The sequence below is a fragment of the Microbulbifer mixtoriginis (SeqCode) genome (assembly GCF_052466695.1).
Window position 1 is genome coordinate 4,261,150 of sequence record NZ_CP174285.1, and the last position, 16,017, is coordinate 4,277,166.

Annotated in this window: 12 protein-coding genes; 1 reads left to right on the forward strand and 11 read right to left on the reverse strand. The window is 51.8% G+C overall.

Translation table 11 applies throughout. From position 1 onward, the window contains the following. Positions 1–135: 135 nt before the first annotated feature. The 9 genes from ACJJI0_RS18645 to ACJJI0_RS18685 all read right to left on the reverse strand — a co-directional run bounded on the left by ACJJI0_RS18645 (position 136) and on the right by ACJJI0_RS18685 (position 9,780). Positions 136–696, reverse strand: coding sequence for a hypothetical protein (locus ACJJI0_RS18645; RefSeq protein WP_444883741.1), 561 nt, complete (start codon positions 694–696; stop codon positions 136–138). Between the two features lie 29 nt (positions 697–725). Further along, positions 726–2,087, reverse strand: coding sequence for a YHYH protein (locus ACJJI0_RS18650; RefSeq protein ID WP_444883742.1), 1,362 nt, complete (start codon positions 2,085–2,087; stop codon positions 726–728). A gap of 420 nt (positions 2,088–2,507) precedes the next feature. Then, entirely contained in the window at positions 2,508–3,845 is a 1,338-nt protein-coding gene (locus ACJJI0_RS18655; protein WP_444883743.1) for a YHYH protein, read from the reverse strand. Positions 3,846–4,075: 230 nt separating this feature from the next. Next, complete coding sequence (locus ACJJI0_RS18660) at positions 4,076–5,458, reverse strand: MATE family efflux transporter (protein ID WP_252084538.1); 1,383 nt, start codon at positions 5,456–5,458, stop codon at positions 4,076–4,078. 153 nt (positions 5,459–5,611) lie between these two features. Then, a complete protein-coding gene (gene rimI / locus ACJJI0_RS18665) occupies positions 5,612–6,085 on the reverse strand; it encodes a ribosomal protein S18-alanine N-acetyltransferase (RefSeq protein WP_444883744.1) in 474 nt (157 codons plus the stop codon). Continuing rightward, positions 6,082–6,855 carry a uracil-DNA glycosylase family protein gene (locus tag ACJJI0_RS18670; RefSeq protein WP_444883745.1) on the reverse strand — a complete coding sequence of 258 codons (774 nt, stop codon included), beginning with the start codon at positions 6,853–6,855 and terminating at the stop codon, positions 6,082–6,084. The genes rimI and ACJJI0_RS18670 overlap by 4 nt, the downstream gene beginning before the upstream one ends. Next, a complete protein-coding gene (locus ACJJI0_RS18675) occupies positions 6,856–8,391 on the reverse strand; it encodes a 2-isopropylmalate synthase (RefSeq protein ID WP_444883746.1) in 1,536 nt (511 codons plus the stop codon). It lies immediately after the preceding gene. Positions 8,392–8,788: 397 nt separating this feature from the next. Further along, on the reverse strand, positions 8,789–9,298 hold the full coding sequence (locus ACJJI0_RS18680; protein ID WP_444883747.1) for a MarR family winged helix-turn-helix transcriptional regulator: 510 nt from the start codon (positions 9,296–9,298) through the stop codon (positions 8,789–8,791). Positions 9,299–9,300: 2 nt separating this feature from the next. Continuing rightward, positions 9,301–9,780: a glutathione peroxidase gene (locus ACJJI0_RS18685; RefSeq protein WP_444883748.1), complete on the reverse strand. Its 480-nt coding sequence runs from the start codon at positions 9,778–9,780 to the stop codon at positions 9,301–9,303. A 178-nt stretch (positions 9,781–9,958) separates the two neighbouring features. Here ACJJI0_RS18685 and ACJJI0_RS18690 point away from each other — a divergent pair, with 178 nt between their 5' ends. Beyond that, on the forward strand, positions 9,959–11,890 hold the full coding sequence (locus ACJJI0_RS18690) for a cytochrome c/FTR1 family iron permease (RefSeq protein ID WP_444883749.1): 1,932 nt from the start codon (positions 9,959–9,961) through the stop codon (positions 11,888–11,890). 238 nt (positions 11,891–12,128) lie between these two features. On the opposite strand, the gene ACJJI0_RS18695 is transcribed toward ACJJI0_RS18690, so the two are convergent. Together ACJJI0_RS18695 and ACJJI0_RS18700 are read right to left on the reverse strand one after the other, a co-directional pair. Beyond that, entirely contained in the window at positions 12,129–13,961 is a 1,833-nt protein-coding gene (locus tag ACJJI0_RS18695) for an MFS transporter (RefSeq protein ID WP_444883750.1), read from the reverse strand. Between the two features lie 251 nt (positions 13,962–14,212). Continuing rightward, complete coding sequence (locus tag ACJJI0_RS18700; protein WP_444883751.1) at positions 14,213–16,003, reverse strand: MFS transporter; 1,791 nt, start codon at positions 16,001–16,003, stop codon at positions 14,213–14,215. Positions 16,004–16,017 lie beyond the last annotated feature (14 nt).

Here is a 16,017-nt window from a genome sequence, read left to right on the forward strand (position 1 = left end):
AGCGTACACTTACAGCAAAAGGGGAGGCAATCTCAGTGACCAATTACTTACTGTTTATGACCAAGAATACAAAGCAATTCAGGTACTTTGCGAAAAATCGTGCTGAATAAATACAGCGGGAAAACCTCCAGCGGCTTACTGACTAATGTGCGCTAAATCTTGTGGCTTCTTACTCTCTTCCCTCCTTTCACCCTGAGATAAAGGCGATGTGGAAAAATGGTGCAGGACAAAGTTATCTCTGTCGCGCTGAATAAATAGTGTTGCCAAAACCCGCTTGCCCCCGCGACTCCAGGTACTGTGGTCGTGCGCATTGAGAGTCACTGTGATTTGGTTGAAGCCAGGCTTCAGCAGTTTTTCTGGCAGATGCACGTCGGCGGCGTAGAGACGCTGTATTTTTTCTCCATTGATGTAGAGGTGTGCGTGCCCTTCGAGGAAACGCTGTGGCTTATTTTTGGCGTAGCGGGGGGATTCCAGTTCGAAGCGGTCGTAGCCGATATGTAAATTGAAACCGGAGAGGCTATCTCTGCTGATGTCCAGTTCAATTCTCGGTACGGCTATATGCACGGGTATCTCTATGACCGGATGTTGATCGCCGTTGTGGCCGGCGTGGGGGTTGGGCTGGGCGGCCAGTGCGGGGCTGCCCGATACCATCAGACCGAAGAGGGAGCCAATAAGAAAATATCCGATTATTTTCATAGAAAGTTCGCCTTTAATGATGCTCGATGTCAGCGCCCAATGGTTGAAGAACACCGGTTTACAATGGTTTGCTCATCCAGTTTTCCGTAAAAGCGTGGTCCAAAAGTGAAGGGGAATGCGGGCACCAATTGGGCGTCATCGCTAAGTGTGACAGTCAAGTGATAATGGTAGCCGCGATCTTCATCTGTATGGCCGTTGTACTGGTCCAGGTATGCACCACCCTGGGCTGACAGTTCAGGATCCCAGTAATAGTCCTCGTAAAAAAAGCCGGCCGTAGTATCGAATTCGTTACCGGATAGGGAGGTATAACTGCCGTTGGTGGATGGGCCGGTATTGTTGGTATTTGCAACGCCCTTGCTAGTGTCGTATTCGTCAACCAATAGGCATGAGCGCTCGCCGGCGACGCCACAACCGGTTTCTGAGCTGGGATCGTCGTAGTCGCGTATTGCCCAGCTGCTTATTGCCAATTGTCCGTCGCCTTCCCAGGGCCCGTAAATCGGGTAGCCGTCGGCGGTATAACCATAAATTGGTGAGTGGGCATCACCTACATCCCCCACCAGATTTGCCAGGCAGTCGCTGTAGAAATGATGATGGTAATCACCGTTGGCGGCATGACCACCACAGACATCCACATCATAGACTTCGGCCAGAGGGGCTAGGGTGTGCCAAGTGTTGTTGACAGACTGGCCGTCGCTCCACTGATAGATAGAGGTGCCATTTACCCAGTAGCCCTGCACGCCGAGGCTAGTTTCACAGTCTTCTGTTGCAGCTTCCGGGGATTTGGGGATGTAGCCCTGATGCGAGACATTCTCCGGGCAGACGGGGCCGGGGGGCCAAAAGCCATAGCCTGCTTCGGCACCACAGGAGGCGTTGCTGCGATAACCGATATCCTGACCAAAACTGATGAAGTCACCCACTTGCACATTGGGGCTGCCGTTTAGGAAATCACTGTTAACCTTGGGGCGGGTGAGCAGGGCACTGAGGATATTTTCGGTGATCAGAATTTCGTAGTCGGGAATTCCGCTTGCGGATACCCGGGTGTATTCCTTGCCGCTTACAGTAACGGATTCAACACTCTGCACATTGACCAGAACTTGCTCATTACTGTTGTTCTCGTAGATATAGGGCGCGCGCTCTCCGGTGGTATTGACGACCCAGACCCCGGTGTCTTCCGTACTGCTGTCGCCTCCTCCAGTGTCTTCGTCCCCATTGCTGTCATCACCGCTGTCGCTGCCGGTTGAGGAATCACTGCCCCCGCTGCTGATTTCTGTATCAGAGGAAGAACTCCCTCCGCCACCACATCCCTGTAAGGCACCGGTGATCAGTGTAAGGGCGATGGCGCAGGATAAAAGCGAGCGCTGGTCCGGGAGGAGCATTTCTATTCTTTTCATGGGTAACCCTGACATCAAAGGAGAAGCCACCTGAAAGTACTGAAGAAAAGAGGACAAAATATGGACAATATGCAGACTTGCGCAGCTGGTTTTCCCGATGAGAAATGCCTTTCACTATTGCGCTAAAACAGACCATTGCGTGAAAGCGTCTATGTCTGCAAAAACCTTTCTCCCCAATGGGTATGGGGAAGCCATTCATTCCCCCTTTGCCGATTTTTTAACGCGATGAAAAAATATGATGTCGCTCTCTGGCAGAGATCGACACTGTTAAATTTTGCAAAGTTTGCCTTGGGGAATAGTCTTCAAGCGTAGTGACAGTTGTGGGGGTGAGATTGCCAACCGCGCTGTGGGGGAATCCCGCAGCGCGGTTTAATTGCAGCAGCGCTTAAAAATAAATGCAAAACCTTAAGGTGTTTCGGCTTACCTTGGTGGGGGTCTCGGCGGAGTACCGCCCCCGACCACATCGGAACAGACACTGACGATCGTCTGGCTATCCAGCTTACCGTAGAAGCGCGGCCCGAAGGTATAGGGAAAGGCTGGAATAAGCTGCCCGTCTTCGGCCTGGGTCACGGTGAGGTGATAGTGGTAACCGCGTTCACTATCGCTGTGACCGTTGTATTGATCCAGATGGGCACCGCCGAGCGCAGTAAGGACGCTGTCCCAATAATAATCCTCATAGAAAAAACCAGACCTGGTAATAAACGTATTGCCCGATAGAGAAGTGAAAATATCACTGGTACTGGGGCCTCTATTGTTTAGTACTTCAGTGCCTTTAGTGAAATCGTACTCATCGATCAACAAGCAGCTGCGCTCCCCGGCTATGCCGCAACCACTCGGTGCGCTGGGGTCGTCGTAATTGCGAATGGCCCAGCTGCTTATGGCCAGTTCTCCATCGGCTTCCCAGGGGCCGTAGATGGGATAGCCATCGGCGGTAAAGCCGTAAATCGGGGAGTGAGCACCGCCTGAGTCCCCAACCAGATCCGCCAGGCAGCCGCTGTAAAAATGGTGATGGTAATCCCCCCTAGCCGCATGGCCTCCGCAAATATCTACATCGTACTTTTCTGCCACCGGTGCCAAGGTGTGCCAAGTGCCATCCACTACCTGGCCATCGCTCCACTGATAGATGGAAGTGCCGTTGACCCAGTAGCCCTGTGCTCCAAGCCCGCTTTCACAGCTTTCATCGGACATTTCTGGTGCCAGTGGGAAGTAGCCTTGGTGAGAGACGTTCTCAGGGCACACGGGACCGGGAGGCCAGTAGCCGTATCCTGCTCTCGTAGCACAACTCTGCGTGTTACTGCGGTAGCCGATATCCTGGCCAAAGCTGACGACATCGCCAACCTGTACAATGGGGCTACCGCTGACGAAATCAGTGGCGGCCTTGGGGCGATTGATCAGCCAACCGTATAGATTGTCGGTGATTTCGGTTTCGTAATCGGGGATACCTGTCGCCGTTACCAGAGTGTAATCTTTGCCGTCCACCATGACTGACTCCACACTCTGGATGTTCACCAATACCTGTTCGTTGCTATCGCTTTCGTAGATATAGGGTGCGCGGACGCCAGTGGTGTTCAGAATCCAGGGCTCGTGGTTCCCGTTGTTACCGCCGCCATTATCTCCGGAATCATCTTTTGGAGGGGTATCGGGGTCGTCCTGATCGCAGCCCATTAGGCTTATTGAAACCAGGGTCGAGAGTAGAGCTGACAGGACTGTGTTGCGCCACAGTTGCCAGCGAAGCGATGCACTTTCCTTTTCTTGCATAAATCACCGTCCTTGCTGCGGAGTAACTAGGCGTGACCGGACTCTGGGTTCGGCCACGGCTGAAACTAACGTGCAAAGTGGGAAGTAATATGCAAGCTCACTAGTGTGGCGGATAATTCATTATGAAGGCGGCAGAGTGAAATACAGCGCTGTAAAGTTGAACAAGAGGCAGCCTCATGGACGGGAGAGTTGCGCAATGAGGCTGTCGCTTGTGTTTTCCTGAACTGAAATTAACTGGCCGATAGGGGTTCTGTTGTGTCGACTTCCGCACTGCGCTTGCTGGTATCGTGGCGCAGCCACCACCAGGATAGGGCGCCGAGCAACAGGTTGGATGCGGCGGTAGCGGCAAACAATCCGGTCATGCCCCAGAAATAGTTGCCGACCCACGCTAGGGGGAGATAGATACCGAGTACCCGCAGGAACGAGATCATGGTTGCAGGCAATGGCCGACCCAGGCCGTTGAAGGCGGCATTGGCCGACATTACAAAACCGTAACCGGCATAGCTAAACGGCACCAGGCTCAGGTAGGCGACAGCCACGGCGATAACTTCTGGGGAGTCGCTGAACAAGCGCACTACTGGCTCGCCGATCAAATAAAGCAGCACCGCCAACCCCGTCCCCAGTATCAGGCAGAAGCGCGCCAGTACACTGACGGTTTCCCGCAGCCGGTCGGTGTTGCCGGCCCCGGCGTTTTGTCCCATAAAGGGGCCGACGACTGCAGAAAGTGCATAAAAAATAATCAGGGCGACTGGCTCGATACGCAGGGCCACGCCGAGTCCGGCCACGGCCTCGTCGCCGTGCACGGCCACCAGTGCAACTACAACACCGCCGGCCATGGGGATAATGACATTGGTGAGTACCGCCGGCAGTCCCACGGCGAGGACTTTGCGCCAGGATTCGACTAGGGTACCGAAGTGCCATTGGGGCGCGGCCACAAGATTTTCCCGGCGGATCAAATAATAGAAGGCGAAGAAGAAACTGATGGCGCGCACGATGACAGTGGCGATCGCTGCGCCCTGTAATTCCAGCCGGGGAAACCCTAGTAGGCCGAAAATCAGAATAGGATCGAGGATCACATTGAACAGGGCCACCCCCACCATGATTCGACCGGTCAGCGCGCTGTTGCCGATAGCGCGCAGAGCCGAAAGGGCAATGGTGGGGACTATCACGAAGATCGTGCCGATGTACCAGGGCACCATGTAGTCCTCGATCAGTGGCATCAGCTCTTCGCTGGCACCGAGCAGGGAAAACAGGGGGCGAATGCTCAACAGGCCGGCGACAGTAATCAGCAGAGAAATGAGGAGCGCCAATACCGAGGCGTCTGTTACTAATCTGCGCACATTCCCTACATCTCCAGCACCGTAGGCACGGGCTACCGCGGAGGAGGTGCCAGCGCCGAGACCAATGGAGAAACTGTTGATGACCATCACAACCGGGAAGGTGAAGCTCATAGCCGCTAGAGGGGCACTGCCCAGCTGTGAGACAAAATAGGTATCCACGATATTGAAGGACATTACCGCGAGGATACCCCACACCATGGGCAGAGCCAGTCTCTGCAGGTGGCCGGAAACCGAGCCTTCTAGGAGTGAGGGACTGCTTTTAGATAGCGACATTCGATAACTCTTTCCAACAAATCGGTGGTTTGGGCAGATTTTCTGATACTGCTCAGGCAATGAAGATATGGTTCGGCAGCATCCCCTGCGGAAAACTGCGTGGGATGGCACGGCGAGAAATTTGGGCCAAAAACGCCCGCTGACTGTTTTAAGCTACGGTTGCGGCTCTGCCAGGGCGAGGCTCATGAGTACAGCATTCTCGCGTTTGCCGTTTTCCGCGGGATAGTAATTCTTGCGCAAGCCATCCTCAGAAAAACCCAGTTTGCGATAGAGTGACTGCGCGGCGAGATTGGAGGCCCGCACCTCCAGCAATAGCCGCCGGATATCTTTGTGTCGCTCGTCAATAAGGCGGCGCAACAGCGTTTCCGCCAAGCCATGCCGGCGCCACTTGGGTACCACGGCCACATCGAGAATTTCCGCTTCGTCAAATAGCTGGCTGATTACACAGCAGGCGACAGTCTCATTGCCACTGCTGAGAAGCCAGCACTGGTGCCCGTCTTTTAGGCTCTGCAGATATTGTGTCTCACTCCAGGGGTGGCTGTGGGCACTGAGCGCCAGATTGGCCAGAGCGGCACAGTCAGTCTCCTCGGCGAGACGTAAATCCAATTTGGTGTTGGACAACATCATTGAGCGCGGGTCTCTGCGGGATAGGCTTTGCGCAGCAGCTGCCAGAGTTCGCGCTTGCGTTGCGGCTGTTGTAGCAGTTGCGACAGACTGGGCATGGAAAGGATGCGTATAGCATCCCAGTGGTTGATATCGCTTTCCAGGGGCTGAGGTGTACAGAATTCCTGTGCTTCTTGCCCCATCAACCAGATCGACCGCACTGGATAGCGCGAGCAGGAGGCCTCCAGCCAACTGGAAAAGGTATCGCGGGCCTCCGAGGCGTCTGCCGCCGGGCCGAAGCGGTTTTCTGCCATTGGCCAATGCAGACGCTCTTGCTGGCGCGGTAGCTCGTGCCAGTTAAGCGCTCGAACGATATTGCCGAACAGAGACTCCAGTGGCAGTGCGGCACCGGGCTCGTGGCTGTCTACTGCCAGCAGGGTTTCGCCGAGACGCCAGCAGTTGAGTACAAAGGGTTTCACTTGCTGGCTCGGCGCCGCCACCGGTATGGCAATAGTAGGTTTTGCCGGAGCCTGTGCTTTTGTCGCGCTAGTTAGTGCGTTGATCTCCGCCGCGACAGTATCACGCTCTTTGGTTGCCGGTGCGTCGATAATCTGTGCCGCAGACTGCGGCAGGGGGTTGCTAGCTAACGGCAGCGATTGGTCAGTAGCGGTATCAGGCTCCACCGGTGGCAGCTTGGCCTGGCGGGGCTCGGGAGCGAGCGGTAATACAAAGCGCGGCACATAGCTGGCTATACCCAGTACCGACAGATATTCCGCTCGCTGCAGCTCGTTCACTTACACGCCCTGTTTCTTACTCTCACTGATGGCGAGCAAGTTTAACGCATCCATGTAGGCTTGTGCCGAGGCAATCAAAATATCGGTATCGGCGCCAACACCATTGACCAAACGGCCATCTCTTTCCAATCGCACGGTGACAGAGCCCTGGGAATCTGTTCCCTGGGTGACGGCGTTGACGGAATATAGTTTTAAATCTGCACCACTATCTACGATATGCTCAATAGCTTTGAAAGTGGCATCTACCGGTCCGCCGCCTTGAGCCTCAGTCTGGTGGGGCACACCATCGATGGATAGTTCGATAAAGGCTTGTGGCGCACTGCCGATTTTAGTGCGGACGTCCAGATCGAGCAGCATGAAGCGCTCGGCGGGTTCCTCGCGCAGGGCCACCAGAGAGTGCAGGTCCTCGTCGAAAATTTCGTGCTTCTTATCGGCCAGTTCCTTAAAGCGCTGGAATACCAGTTGGAACTCTTCGCCATCACTAAAGGCGATGCCCAGCTCCTCATAGCGGGCACGTACCGCGGCTCTGCCGGAATGTTTACCGAGCACCAGGCGGTTTTGCCCCCAACCCACATCTTCGGCACGCATGATTTCGTAGGTTTCGCGGTGTTTGAGTACCCCGTCCTGATGGATGCCGGACTCATGGGCGAAGGCGTTGGCACCGACAATGGCCTTGTTGGGTTGTACCGGGAAGCCGGTTACCGACGAGACCATGCGTGAGGTGGGCACAATATGGCTGGTGTCGATGCCGGTGTGTACCGGGTAGAGATCCTGGCGGGTCTGTACCGCCATCACGATTTCTTCCAAAGAGGCGTTACCGGCGCGCTCACCCAAGCCGTTGATGGTGCACTCTACCTGGCGTACGCCGTTCATAACGGCGGACAGGGAGTTGGCCACCGCCAGACCCAGGTCGTTGTGACAGTGGGTAGAAAAGATGGCTTTGTCGGAGTTGGGGACACTCTCGATAACCCGGCGGAACATGGCACCGTACTCGCCCGGTTCACCATAACCGACAGTATCGGGGATATTGATAGTGCCGGCACCGGCGGCGATCACCGCCTCGATAATGCGATACATAAACTCCGGTTCAGAGCGACTGCCATCCTCCAGAGAGAATTCAACATCGTCGGTAAACTGGCGCGCGGTCTTTACGGCTTTCACCGCTTGCTGCAGCACATCCTCCGGATCCATCTGCAGCTTGTATTGCATATGAATTGGGGAGGTGGCGATAAATGTGTGAATACGCGAGGCGTTGGCTTTTTTCAGGGCCTCTCCGGCGCGCACTATATCGGCGTTGACGGCGCGAGCAAGGCTGCAGATACGAGACTCGGTCACAGCTTCGGCAACCGCCTGAACAGCTTCAAAATCTCCGGGGCTGGCAATGGCGAAGCCAGCTTCAATCACATCTACACGCATGCGTTCCAGCATGCGGGCTATGCGCACCTTCTCCTCTTTGGTCATAGAGGCGCCGGGACTCTGCTCTCCATCGCGCAGAGTGGTATCAAAAATGACTAACTTATCTTTTGGGGTGCTCATTTCTGTTTTTTCTCCTTATTTGTTTCGAGGCTAAACAAGGGGCTTCGCCGCTGTCTACGCAACGTCCAAATAAAGTTGGGAATTCTGTTTAGGGTGGGGGGGAGAAAAATTATATGCCGCGCAAGGGCAGTCGTAGCGAGGAAGCTAGGGCGAAATGGCGAGGCTGAAAAGTACAGTTGTCAGTCTTCATGTGTGGCGATACCGGCAGCGGACTGGATTTCGCATATTATGGAGGTCATTTAAGCTTGAGGTCAATGCTCATCCTAAATATTCATTTAAATCGTTTTTTGTTGGTGGTTGCGTCCTAATGTTTGCCCTATTTGTTGGCTTTTTTTCTCTCTTGGGGTGTTTGCCCCAAGGGTGAAGGCTCCCGGGGGCGATGAGGAAAATATTGTTTCTACTTTGCGGCCCCTTTGGGGCTGCTACCTTCCAGCTTGTGAAGAAATTGCCAGAGGTCACCGTGAAGCTGTTTCACCTCAGTACGAGTAATGGCTGAGTTTTGGATGTTTTGCTGCACCCACTGCTTGGCTCGGGGCTTTAATGCCAGACCAGCACTGGTGGCAGCCACTAGGGTGACCCGTTCATCCCATGGAGCGCGTTTTCTCTCTACCAGTCCATGTTCCTGCATGCGCTTCAATAGGGGGGTGAGAGTGCCGGAATCGAGCATCAAGCGCTGCCCGAGAGCTCGGAGGCTTCTCTCATTATCCTTTCCGTCTTTTTCGACTTCGCAGTTTTCATCTTCACGTGCCCACTCCCAGAGCACCATCAACACAAGGTACTGGGGGTAGGTGATGCCCAGGTCTTGCAGCATGGGCTGATAGGCTTTCGTCATAGCCCTGGAGGCAGCGTAGAGGGCAAAACAGAGCTGGCGGTTGAGAGCCAGCTCGGAATCTTCGTCGCAAATCACAGTTACAACATCCGTTCGATTTCTTCCTGCAGGGACTCAGGGGTGTCTTTTGGGGCGTAGCGTTTAATTTCCTTGCCATCCTTACTGATCAGAAATTTGGTGAAGTTCCACTTGATGCCTTCGGTGCCAAGGAGACCCGGTGCTCTTTTCTTCAGCTCCACAAACAGTGGGTGAGCCGTGGGGCCATTGACATCGAGTTTGGCGTAAACGGGAAAGCTGACGCCAAAATTCAGTTCACAGAACTCTTGGATTTCATCGTCACTGCCGGGTTCCTGTTTGCCGAACTGGTTACAGGGGAAGCCAAGCACGGTTAGGCCGCGGTCTTTATATTGATCGTAGAGGGCTTCGAGTCCTTTGTACTGCTTGGTGAATCCACACTTGCTGGCAGTGTTTACCACAAGGATCAGTTTGCCCTTGTAGTCCTCAAGGGAAGTGGTTTCGCCACTGGCGGTCTTTACGGGGATTGAGTAAAGGTCTGTCATGGTGTGCTCCGCTTTTTAGATTGTGCACAATTTAATTGTGGGCAATTTAAAAAGCAAGGCTTTTTCAACTCAATGAATATAGGTGAGTTTAAGCATGGGGTTTATTGTGAGAATGATTATCAATAATATTGTGCGCTCCATAACGAATAGTGTTTGTAGCAACTGAAAAGGACACTCCATGCGCCTTCTCCACTATCTGGCACGCTTGTTTTTAGCGTTGCTGGCCATTTCGATTATCCCCGCCCAGGCCCAGCAGGGGGGGCTCTCAGATCAGGAACTGCGCCAGTTGATGCAAATGGCGGAGTATATTGGCGTTGATTACCCGGAGGCTGTGGCCGGAGGCAAGATCATCAATGCCGACGAATATGCTGAAATGAAGGAGTTCGCCGGGCTGCTGATCGACCGTGGGCAGCAGCTAAAAGATTCCACCGAGGCCAGTGTTATTCGCGCAGAGGCCCAGGCCTTACAGGCGGCGATCCAGCGCAAAGCGGATATTGATGAAGTGCAGGTACACACAGCCAGTTTGCGCCAGGGGTTGCTAGCTATTGCTCCGGCATTATCACTGCCAAGTGGATTAGTCAGTACTGAAGAGACTCTCGCGCTCTATCAGGCCCAGTGTATTGCGTGTCACGGTGTGGAGGGCCACGGCGACGGCCCCTTGGCGGCGAATCTGGAGCCTGCGCCGACCAATTTCCACGAGCGCGAGCGCGCTGTTAATCGTTCTCTGTTGGGGCTTTACGATGCGATCAGCAATGGTATTGATGGCACCGCCATGACTGCATTTGCTAACCTCACCGAGCAGCAGCGCTGGTCTCTCGCTTTTTACGTGGGTGGCTTGGCATTTGCCGGTGAAAGCGACCCGGCTGCGGAAATGAAACCTAGCTTGCAAGATATGGTGATGTATAGCCCACAGGTGCTGCGCAATGATCGTCCGGAAATCTCCTCGCAGACGGTGGCGGCCCTACGCGCTGATCCGAGTGTGCTGTTTACCGCAGAGGCTTCGGTAGGCGGCTCTCCCATTGATGTGGCGCGCACACAGTTACAGGCGTCTCTGCTGGCTTATCAACAGGGCGACTTCGCCAAAGCTCGCACACTGGCTATCAGCGCCTATCTTGATGGTTTTGAGATGGCGGAAAACTCCCTGAACTCTCTGGATGCAGACCTGCGCTTGGCCACTGAACGTGAATTGCTGGGATTGCGCGCGCAACTTCATGCCGATAGCGACCCCCAACAGGTTCGGGCGCAGATTGAGACAATCCTGCAGCAACTAGCTCAAGCGGAGTCGTTAATTCAGGAGGGCAACCTGTCTGGTGCTGCTCTATTTATTGCCAGTCTGGTGATTCTTCTGCGTGAAGGGTTGGAGGCACTGTTGGTGGTGATTGCTCTGACTACTATCCTGGTAAAAACTGGCCGTCGCGATGCCCTCAAATTTGTACATGTGGGCTGGGTAGGTGCCTTTGCCGCCGGCTTTGCCACCTGGATTGCGGCGCAGACACTGATCACCATTAGTGGTGCCGGTCGTGAGGTGATGGAGGGCGTGGCCGCCTTGTTGGCCGCGGTAGTGCTCTTCTATGTGGGCTTCTGGATGCACAGCAAAACACAAGCGGACGAGTGGCAGAAATATATCCGTGAAAGCATCAACCGTAGCCTAAGTACCGGTGCCCTTTGGGGTATTACAGGGCTGGCATTTATCGCAGTTTACCGTGAGATCTTCGAGACCATCCTGTTCTATCAATCTCTACTGGCGCAGACTTCTGCAGGCCATTATGGCACTTTGTGGACAGGGATTGGCGCTGGTGTAGTTTTACTGGCGGTAATTGGTTTTGCCCTAGTGCGCTACTCGGTGAGCCTGCCGATCGGTAAATTCTTCAGCGTGACCACTTATGTATTGCTGGCACTGTCATTCGTACTTGCAGGCAAGGCGGTTGCCGCGTTGCAGGAGGCAGCCTGGATTGGTATTTCACCGCTGCCGGTGCAGTTTAGCTTCGACTGGCTGGGTATTTACCCAACTTGGCAGGGGATTGGCTTGCAGGCCTTGGTGCTTATCGGAGCGCTTTGGCTGATGAGAAAGGGGAGTGCTTCTACTGAGGCTCCTGCCAAGGTTGCTTAATAAAACGTAGCTTGAAAGTATTGAAAATACCCGCTCCCAGAAGCGGGTATTTTTTTGCTAAAGAAGCCCCACTTAGAATCTGAATATGCCAATTACCCTATTTGGGTGTGGAGTTCGCAGCTGTTGCTGGACTTGAGCGCGATTAAACTCTGAATTTGGAGTTCGAATAAGGCACATTTTTTACTGGTGGTTAGTGGCTGCTGGTTAAATCGATGAATTAAGTAACACTTTGGCTGAGTTACTCAACTAAGGCTGATCCGTTTATATCCTTCGCTGCAATAGGCTGCCCTACGCTGATATGTACTTTGGGGAAAAAGCGCATTTTTTTATGATTGGGGCTGCCTGAAACCTCATCGTGCAATCCCTTCAGAGTAAGGGGGAATATGGGGGTGGCCGTATGCGTTAAGACCTCCTTCAGTTGTCTTTCAATATCAGTATATTCACTGTCATAGTGATCTTTAACGGTAAAGAAGCAGATTAATTCACCATTCCCTACAGCTCGACGTATTTCAGCTGAGAGCTTCTCTTTATCTCTTGTCGCGTCGTAAAAAATGGGCGCAAGACTGTAATTGTTAAAAATAAATCGCAGCAAAGGAAATTGATTAAATCCCTGGGGCAGAATAAAGCGAATCGGCCTCAGCAGAGTATCCATAAGCAGTTGGGGCGCCAGCCTGGCTGCTGGGCTGCAGACTAGCAGTGCAGCTCCTGTGGCGGGAATGTGCTTGAGTTCTCCGTAGGAGGTACGGGCGAATAGATGCGAGGAGAGCCACACAAGTAAGTGCACAATAAATTCTGGTTGTTTGAAAAACAATAAAGCCATTACTGTACAGTTCACCAGAGCCATCAGGATAAATAGCTGCGGAATTGTAATTTTCAGTACATCGAGAAAAAAAATACTAAGCAGCGAGATCAGTACAATAAATAGGGCGTTTAAAACATTGTTTAGGGATAGGACTTGCGCACGCACAGCGTAGTCGGTCCTGTCCTGCATGATTGTATAAAGCGGCACGATGAAAATACCGCCAAATATGCCCAGCAAAGCGGTATATATGAGTACGGCATAAGCGCCATCACTTTGCAGGTATTCGCTGATAGATGCCCCGGACAAGGTGTCAAACTGTGCAGTGGTTATGCCGAGGCCCAGCCCACCTAGAGTGATCCCCAAGGCGCCGATAGGTACTATGCCAAATGTGATGCGCCCTCTGGAGAGTGCTTCGCACATCAGGGATCCCGCCGCCACACCAATGGATAGGCAGCACAGAATAATGGTGATAACTGGCTCGCTCGCGCCTAGTACATTCTTGGTGAGGCTGGGCACCTGTGCCAGATAGGCTGAACTGACCAGCCAGAACCAGGAACAGGCGAGAATAGCGTAAAAAACTGATGGATTCTTAACCGTTAGCCGCATTATACGCCAAGCTTGGGATACGGGGTTCCAGTCGATGCGCAAATCTGGGGTCGGGGGAGGTGCTTGTGGGATCATTCGGCTGGCAAGATAGCCTAAGACGGCTATCACAACCATGATGGCTCCCAATTCCTCCAGTCCCGGTTGGCCCGGTTTTGTGTAACCGGCGAGTAGGGTACCGGCAATAGTCCCGACTAACACCCCGGCAAAGGAAGCCATCTGTGCCAATCCATTGCCTCCCATCAACTCGCTGCGCTTGAGGTGTTGGGGTAGTAGGGCATACTGCACAGGGCTGAATATAGCGGTGTGTGTTGCCATTAAAAACAACACAATAAAGTTCAGGATCTGGTTGTTATAAATAAGGCTATAGGCTCCCAGCAAGACAAAAAATATTTCCGCTAACTTCAATATCCTGATAATTCGGCTCTTGTCATATTTATCCGCTAGCTGGCCGGCCGTTACCGAAAAGAGAAAATACGGCAGTATATAAAAGCCCGTTGCGAGATTGATTAAGGCATTAGCCTCGGACTCCGCCAGACGAAATGCCAGCATCACCAGGAGTGCATTTTTGAAAATATTGTCGTTGAAGGCAGCGCTGATCAGTGAGAGAAACAGTGGCAGGAAGCGGCGCTTGGTAAAAAGGGTGAATTGGTTTTGCTGGGCCATTGGCGCCTTTCTTTAGTTAGGTTGCTTCCCTTGAACAAATCCAGTGATTAAACCATTGTATCAGTGCAAAAGTGAGTAACTAATAGCATAGGGTAAAGCTGAATCAGTGGATGCTTGGAGAGTAGAAGGAACTGCTGCCAATTAGGAGATGGAATCTGGTTTTATAGTGTTGATTGTTGTTGTAAAAGAGTAGTTGTGGTTTTTGAGGTCTTTATCCTTAAATGGTGAAGCTGTCTTTGTAGGTTTTCTTTTTAAATATCGTCGTCTTTGTAAATGTTTTTTAAGGTTAATAATGTTCTTCTGCTTAACTGGCTTTTTGTCTTCTTGATCTGTAATAGGGCTTGAGTAATGGGAGCGTTATGATTCCTAAATATGCCCCATAACTGTTTTCTTCTTTTCATGGTTGTACTTGAATGATCTTGCTTGTCTATAAATAGACACAAAAGTTCTTCTTTTTTTATTGCGTTTTCTATTTCGTTGAGAAGGTTGATATTCTTTTCTGTTTTTTCTGAGTTGTAAATTATAGGTTGTGTGCCCCCATTGCTAAGGGAAAAGCGTATTAATTTATGATTGAATAATGACTGCGGTAATATAAAACGAACGGGGCGCGGTATTATCTCATATAGGATTAGAGGTGCCCGGTAATTCATGGACGTGCAGATGATGAGAGTGGCTCCTTGTTCTGGTATCAGTTTCAAGTTTTCTCCTTGCACTCGAGCCACGATATTTGTATAGGCCCAGGTGGTTAGGTGCACTAACAGCTCGGGTAATTTGAAACAGATAAAAATTAATGCAAGGAGATTTAAAATTGCAAGGAATATTATAAGTTGGGTGATAGATATCTTTGCCGCATCTAGCAATATAATATTGACTATTGAGATTATGACAACGAATAGGGCGTAGGACATGTTATTCAGTGCAAGAATTTGTCCGCGTATTTGCTTTTCTGCCCGGTCTTGAATGATGGTGTAGAGTGGCACGATAAAGATCCCCCCGGAGAAACCCACCAATACTGTGTAGAGCAAAATTGAAACTGCGTTGTCGCTCATCATAAATTCAGATATGGAAGCTCCAGATATAGTATGAAAACCTAGTGCGCTAAAACCCAGACCAAGCCCGCCCAGAGTTATTCCAAGCCCACCGATGGGCACTATGCCAAGTGTAATACGGCCTCGAGATAAGGTATTGCACATAAGGGATCCAAGCGAAATACCAATTGTTAAGCAGCAAATCATCAGGGTAACCACAGGTTCGCTGGCGCCCAGTGTGTTTTTGGTGAAACTGGGAATTTGCGCAATAAAAGTTGTGCTGATTAACCAAAACCAAGAGCAGGCGATGATGGAATAAAAAACCGAAGGGTTCTTCATTGTTTGCTGTAAAATTTTCAGAGTTTGCTTTACTGGGTTCCAACTCACTTTTAAGCGGGGTGACAATGGTGGTGCTGGAGGTATTGCGCGGCTGCTTAAATAACCAAAAACTGCGATACCAGACATGACAATGCTAAGATATAAAACCCCATGTTGTCCCGGCTTGATAAAATCTGCGAGTAGAGCGCCTACGATTGCACCGCCAAGGCTGCCAGCAAAAATTGCCATTTGTGCCAACCCATTAGCACCCATCAGTTCTTTTCGTTTCAGGTGTTGGGGCATAACTGCATAGCGGGCAGGGCCGTAGAAAGTCTCGTGGGTTGCTAATAGGAATAAAACTAAGAAGCTTAGCATCTTACTGTTGGCATACAGCGCAACAGCCCCCAGAAGTACAATGGGGATTTCTAGCAGCTTAATCAGCCTAATAAATTTGCTTTTATCAAACCTATCTGCCAATTGCCCCGCTGTGATAGAAAACAGGAAAAAAGGTAAAAGATAAAGTGCGGTTGCCAGATTGATCAGAGTATTGGCTTCGTTTTTTGCCAGCTGGAAAGCGAGAATAACTAAGAGAGCATTTCTGAAGATATTGTTGTTGAAATAGACAGTGATCAGGGTAAGGAATAGGGGGAGGAAGCGGCGTTTTCCCAATAGCTGAAACTGATTCTGTCGAGCCATTGTCACTTCCTTAC

Coding starts and splice junctions, on each gene's coding strand:
- ACJJI0_RS18660 (WP_252084538.1), bottom strand. CDS start 5,458: ATGTCGCTATCTAAAAGCAGTCCCTCACTCCTAGAAGGCTCGGTTTCC.
- ACJJI0_RS18645 (WP_444883741.1), bottom strand. CDS start 696: ATGAAAATAATCGGATATTTTCTTATTGGCTCCCTCTTCGGTCTGATG.
- ACJJI0_RS18650 (WP_444883742.1), bottom strand. CDS start 2,087: ATGAAAAGAATAGAAATGCTCCTCCCGGACCAGCGCTCGCTTTTATCC.
- ACJJI0_RS18675 (WP_444883746.1), bottom strand. CDS start 8,391: ATGAGCACCCCAAAAGATAAGTTAGTCATTTTTGATACCACTCTGCGC.
- rimI (WP_444883744.1), bottom strand. CDS start 6,085: ATGATGTTGTCCAACACCAAATTGGATTTACGTCTCGCCGAGGAGACT.
- ACJJI0_RS18685 (WP_444883748.1), bottom strand. CDS start 9,780: ATGACAGACCTTTACTCAATCCCCGTAAAGACCGCCAGTGGCGAAACC.
- ACJJI0_RS18690 (WP_444883749.1), top strand. CDS start 9,959: ATGCGCCTTCTCCACTATCTGGCACGCTTGTTTTTAGCGTTGCTGGCC.
- ACJJI0_RS18655 (WP_444883743.1), bottom strand. CDS start 3,845: ATGCAAGAAAAGGAAAGTGCATCGCTTCGCTGGCAACTGTGGCGCAAC.
- ACJJI0_RS18700 (WP_444883751.1), bottom strand. CDS start 16,003: ATGGCTCGACAGAATCAGTTTCAGCTATTGGGAAAACGCCGCTTCCTC.
- ACJJI0_RS18695 (WP_444883750.1), bottom strand. CDS start 13,961: ATGGCCCAGCAAAACCAATTCACCCTTTTTACCAAGCGCCGCTTCCTG.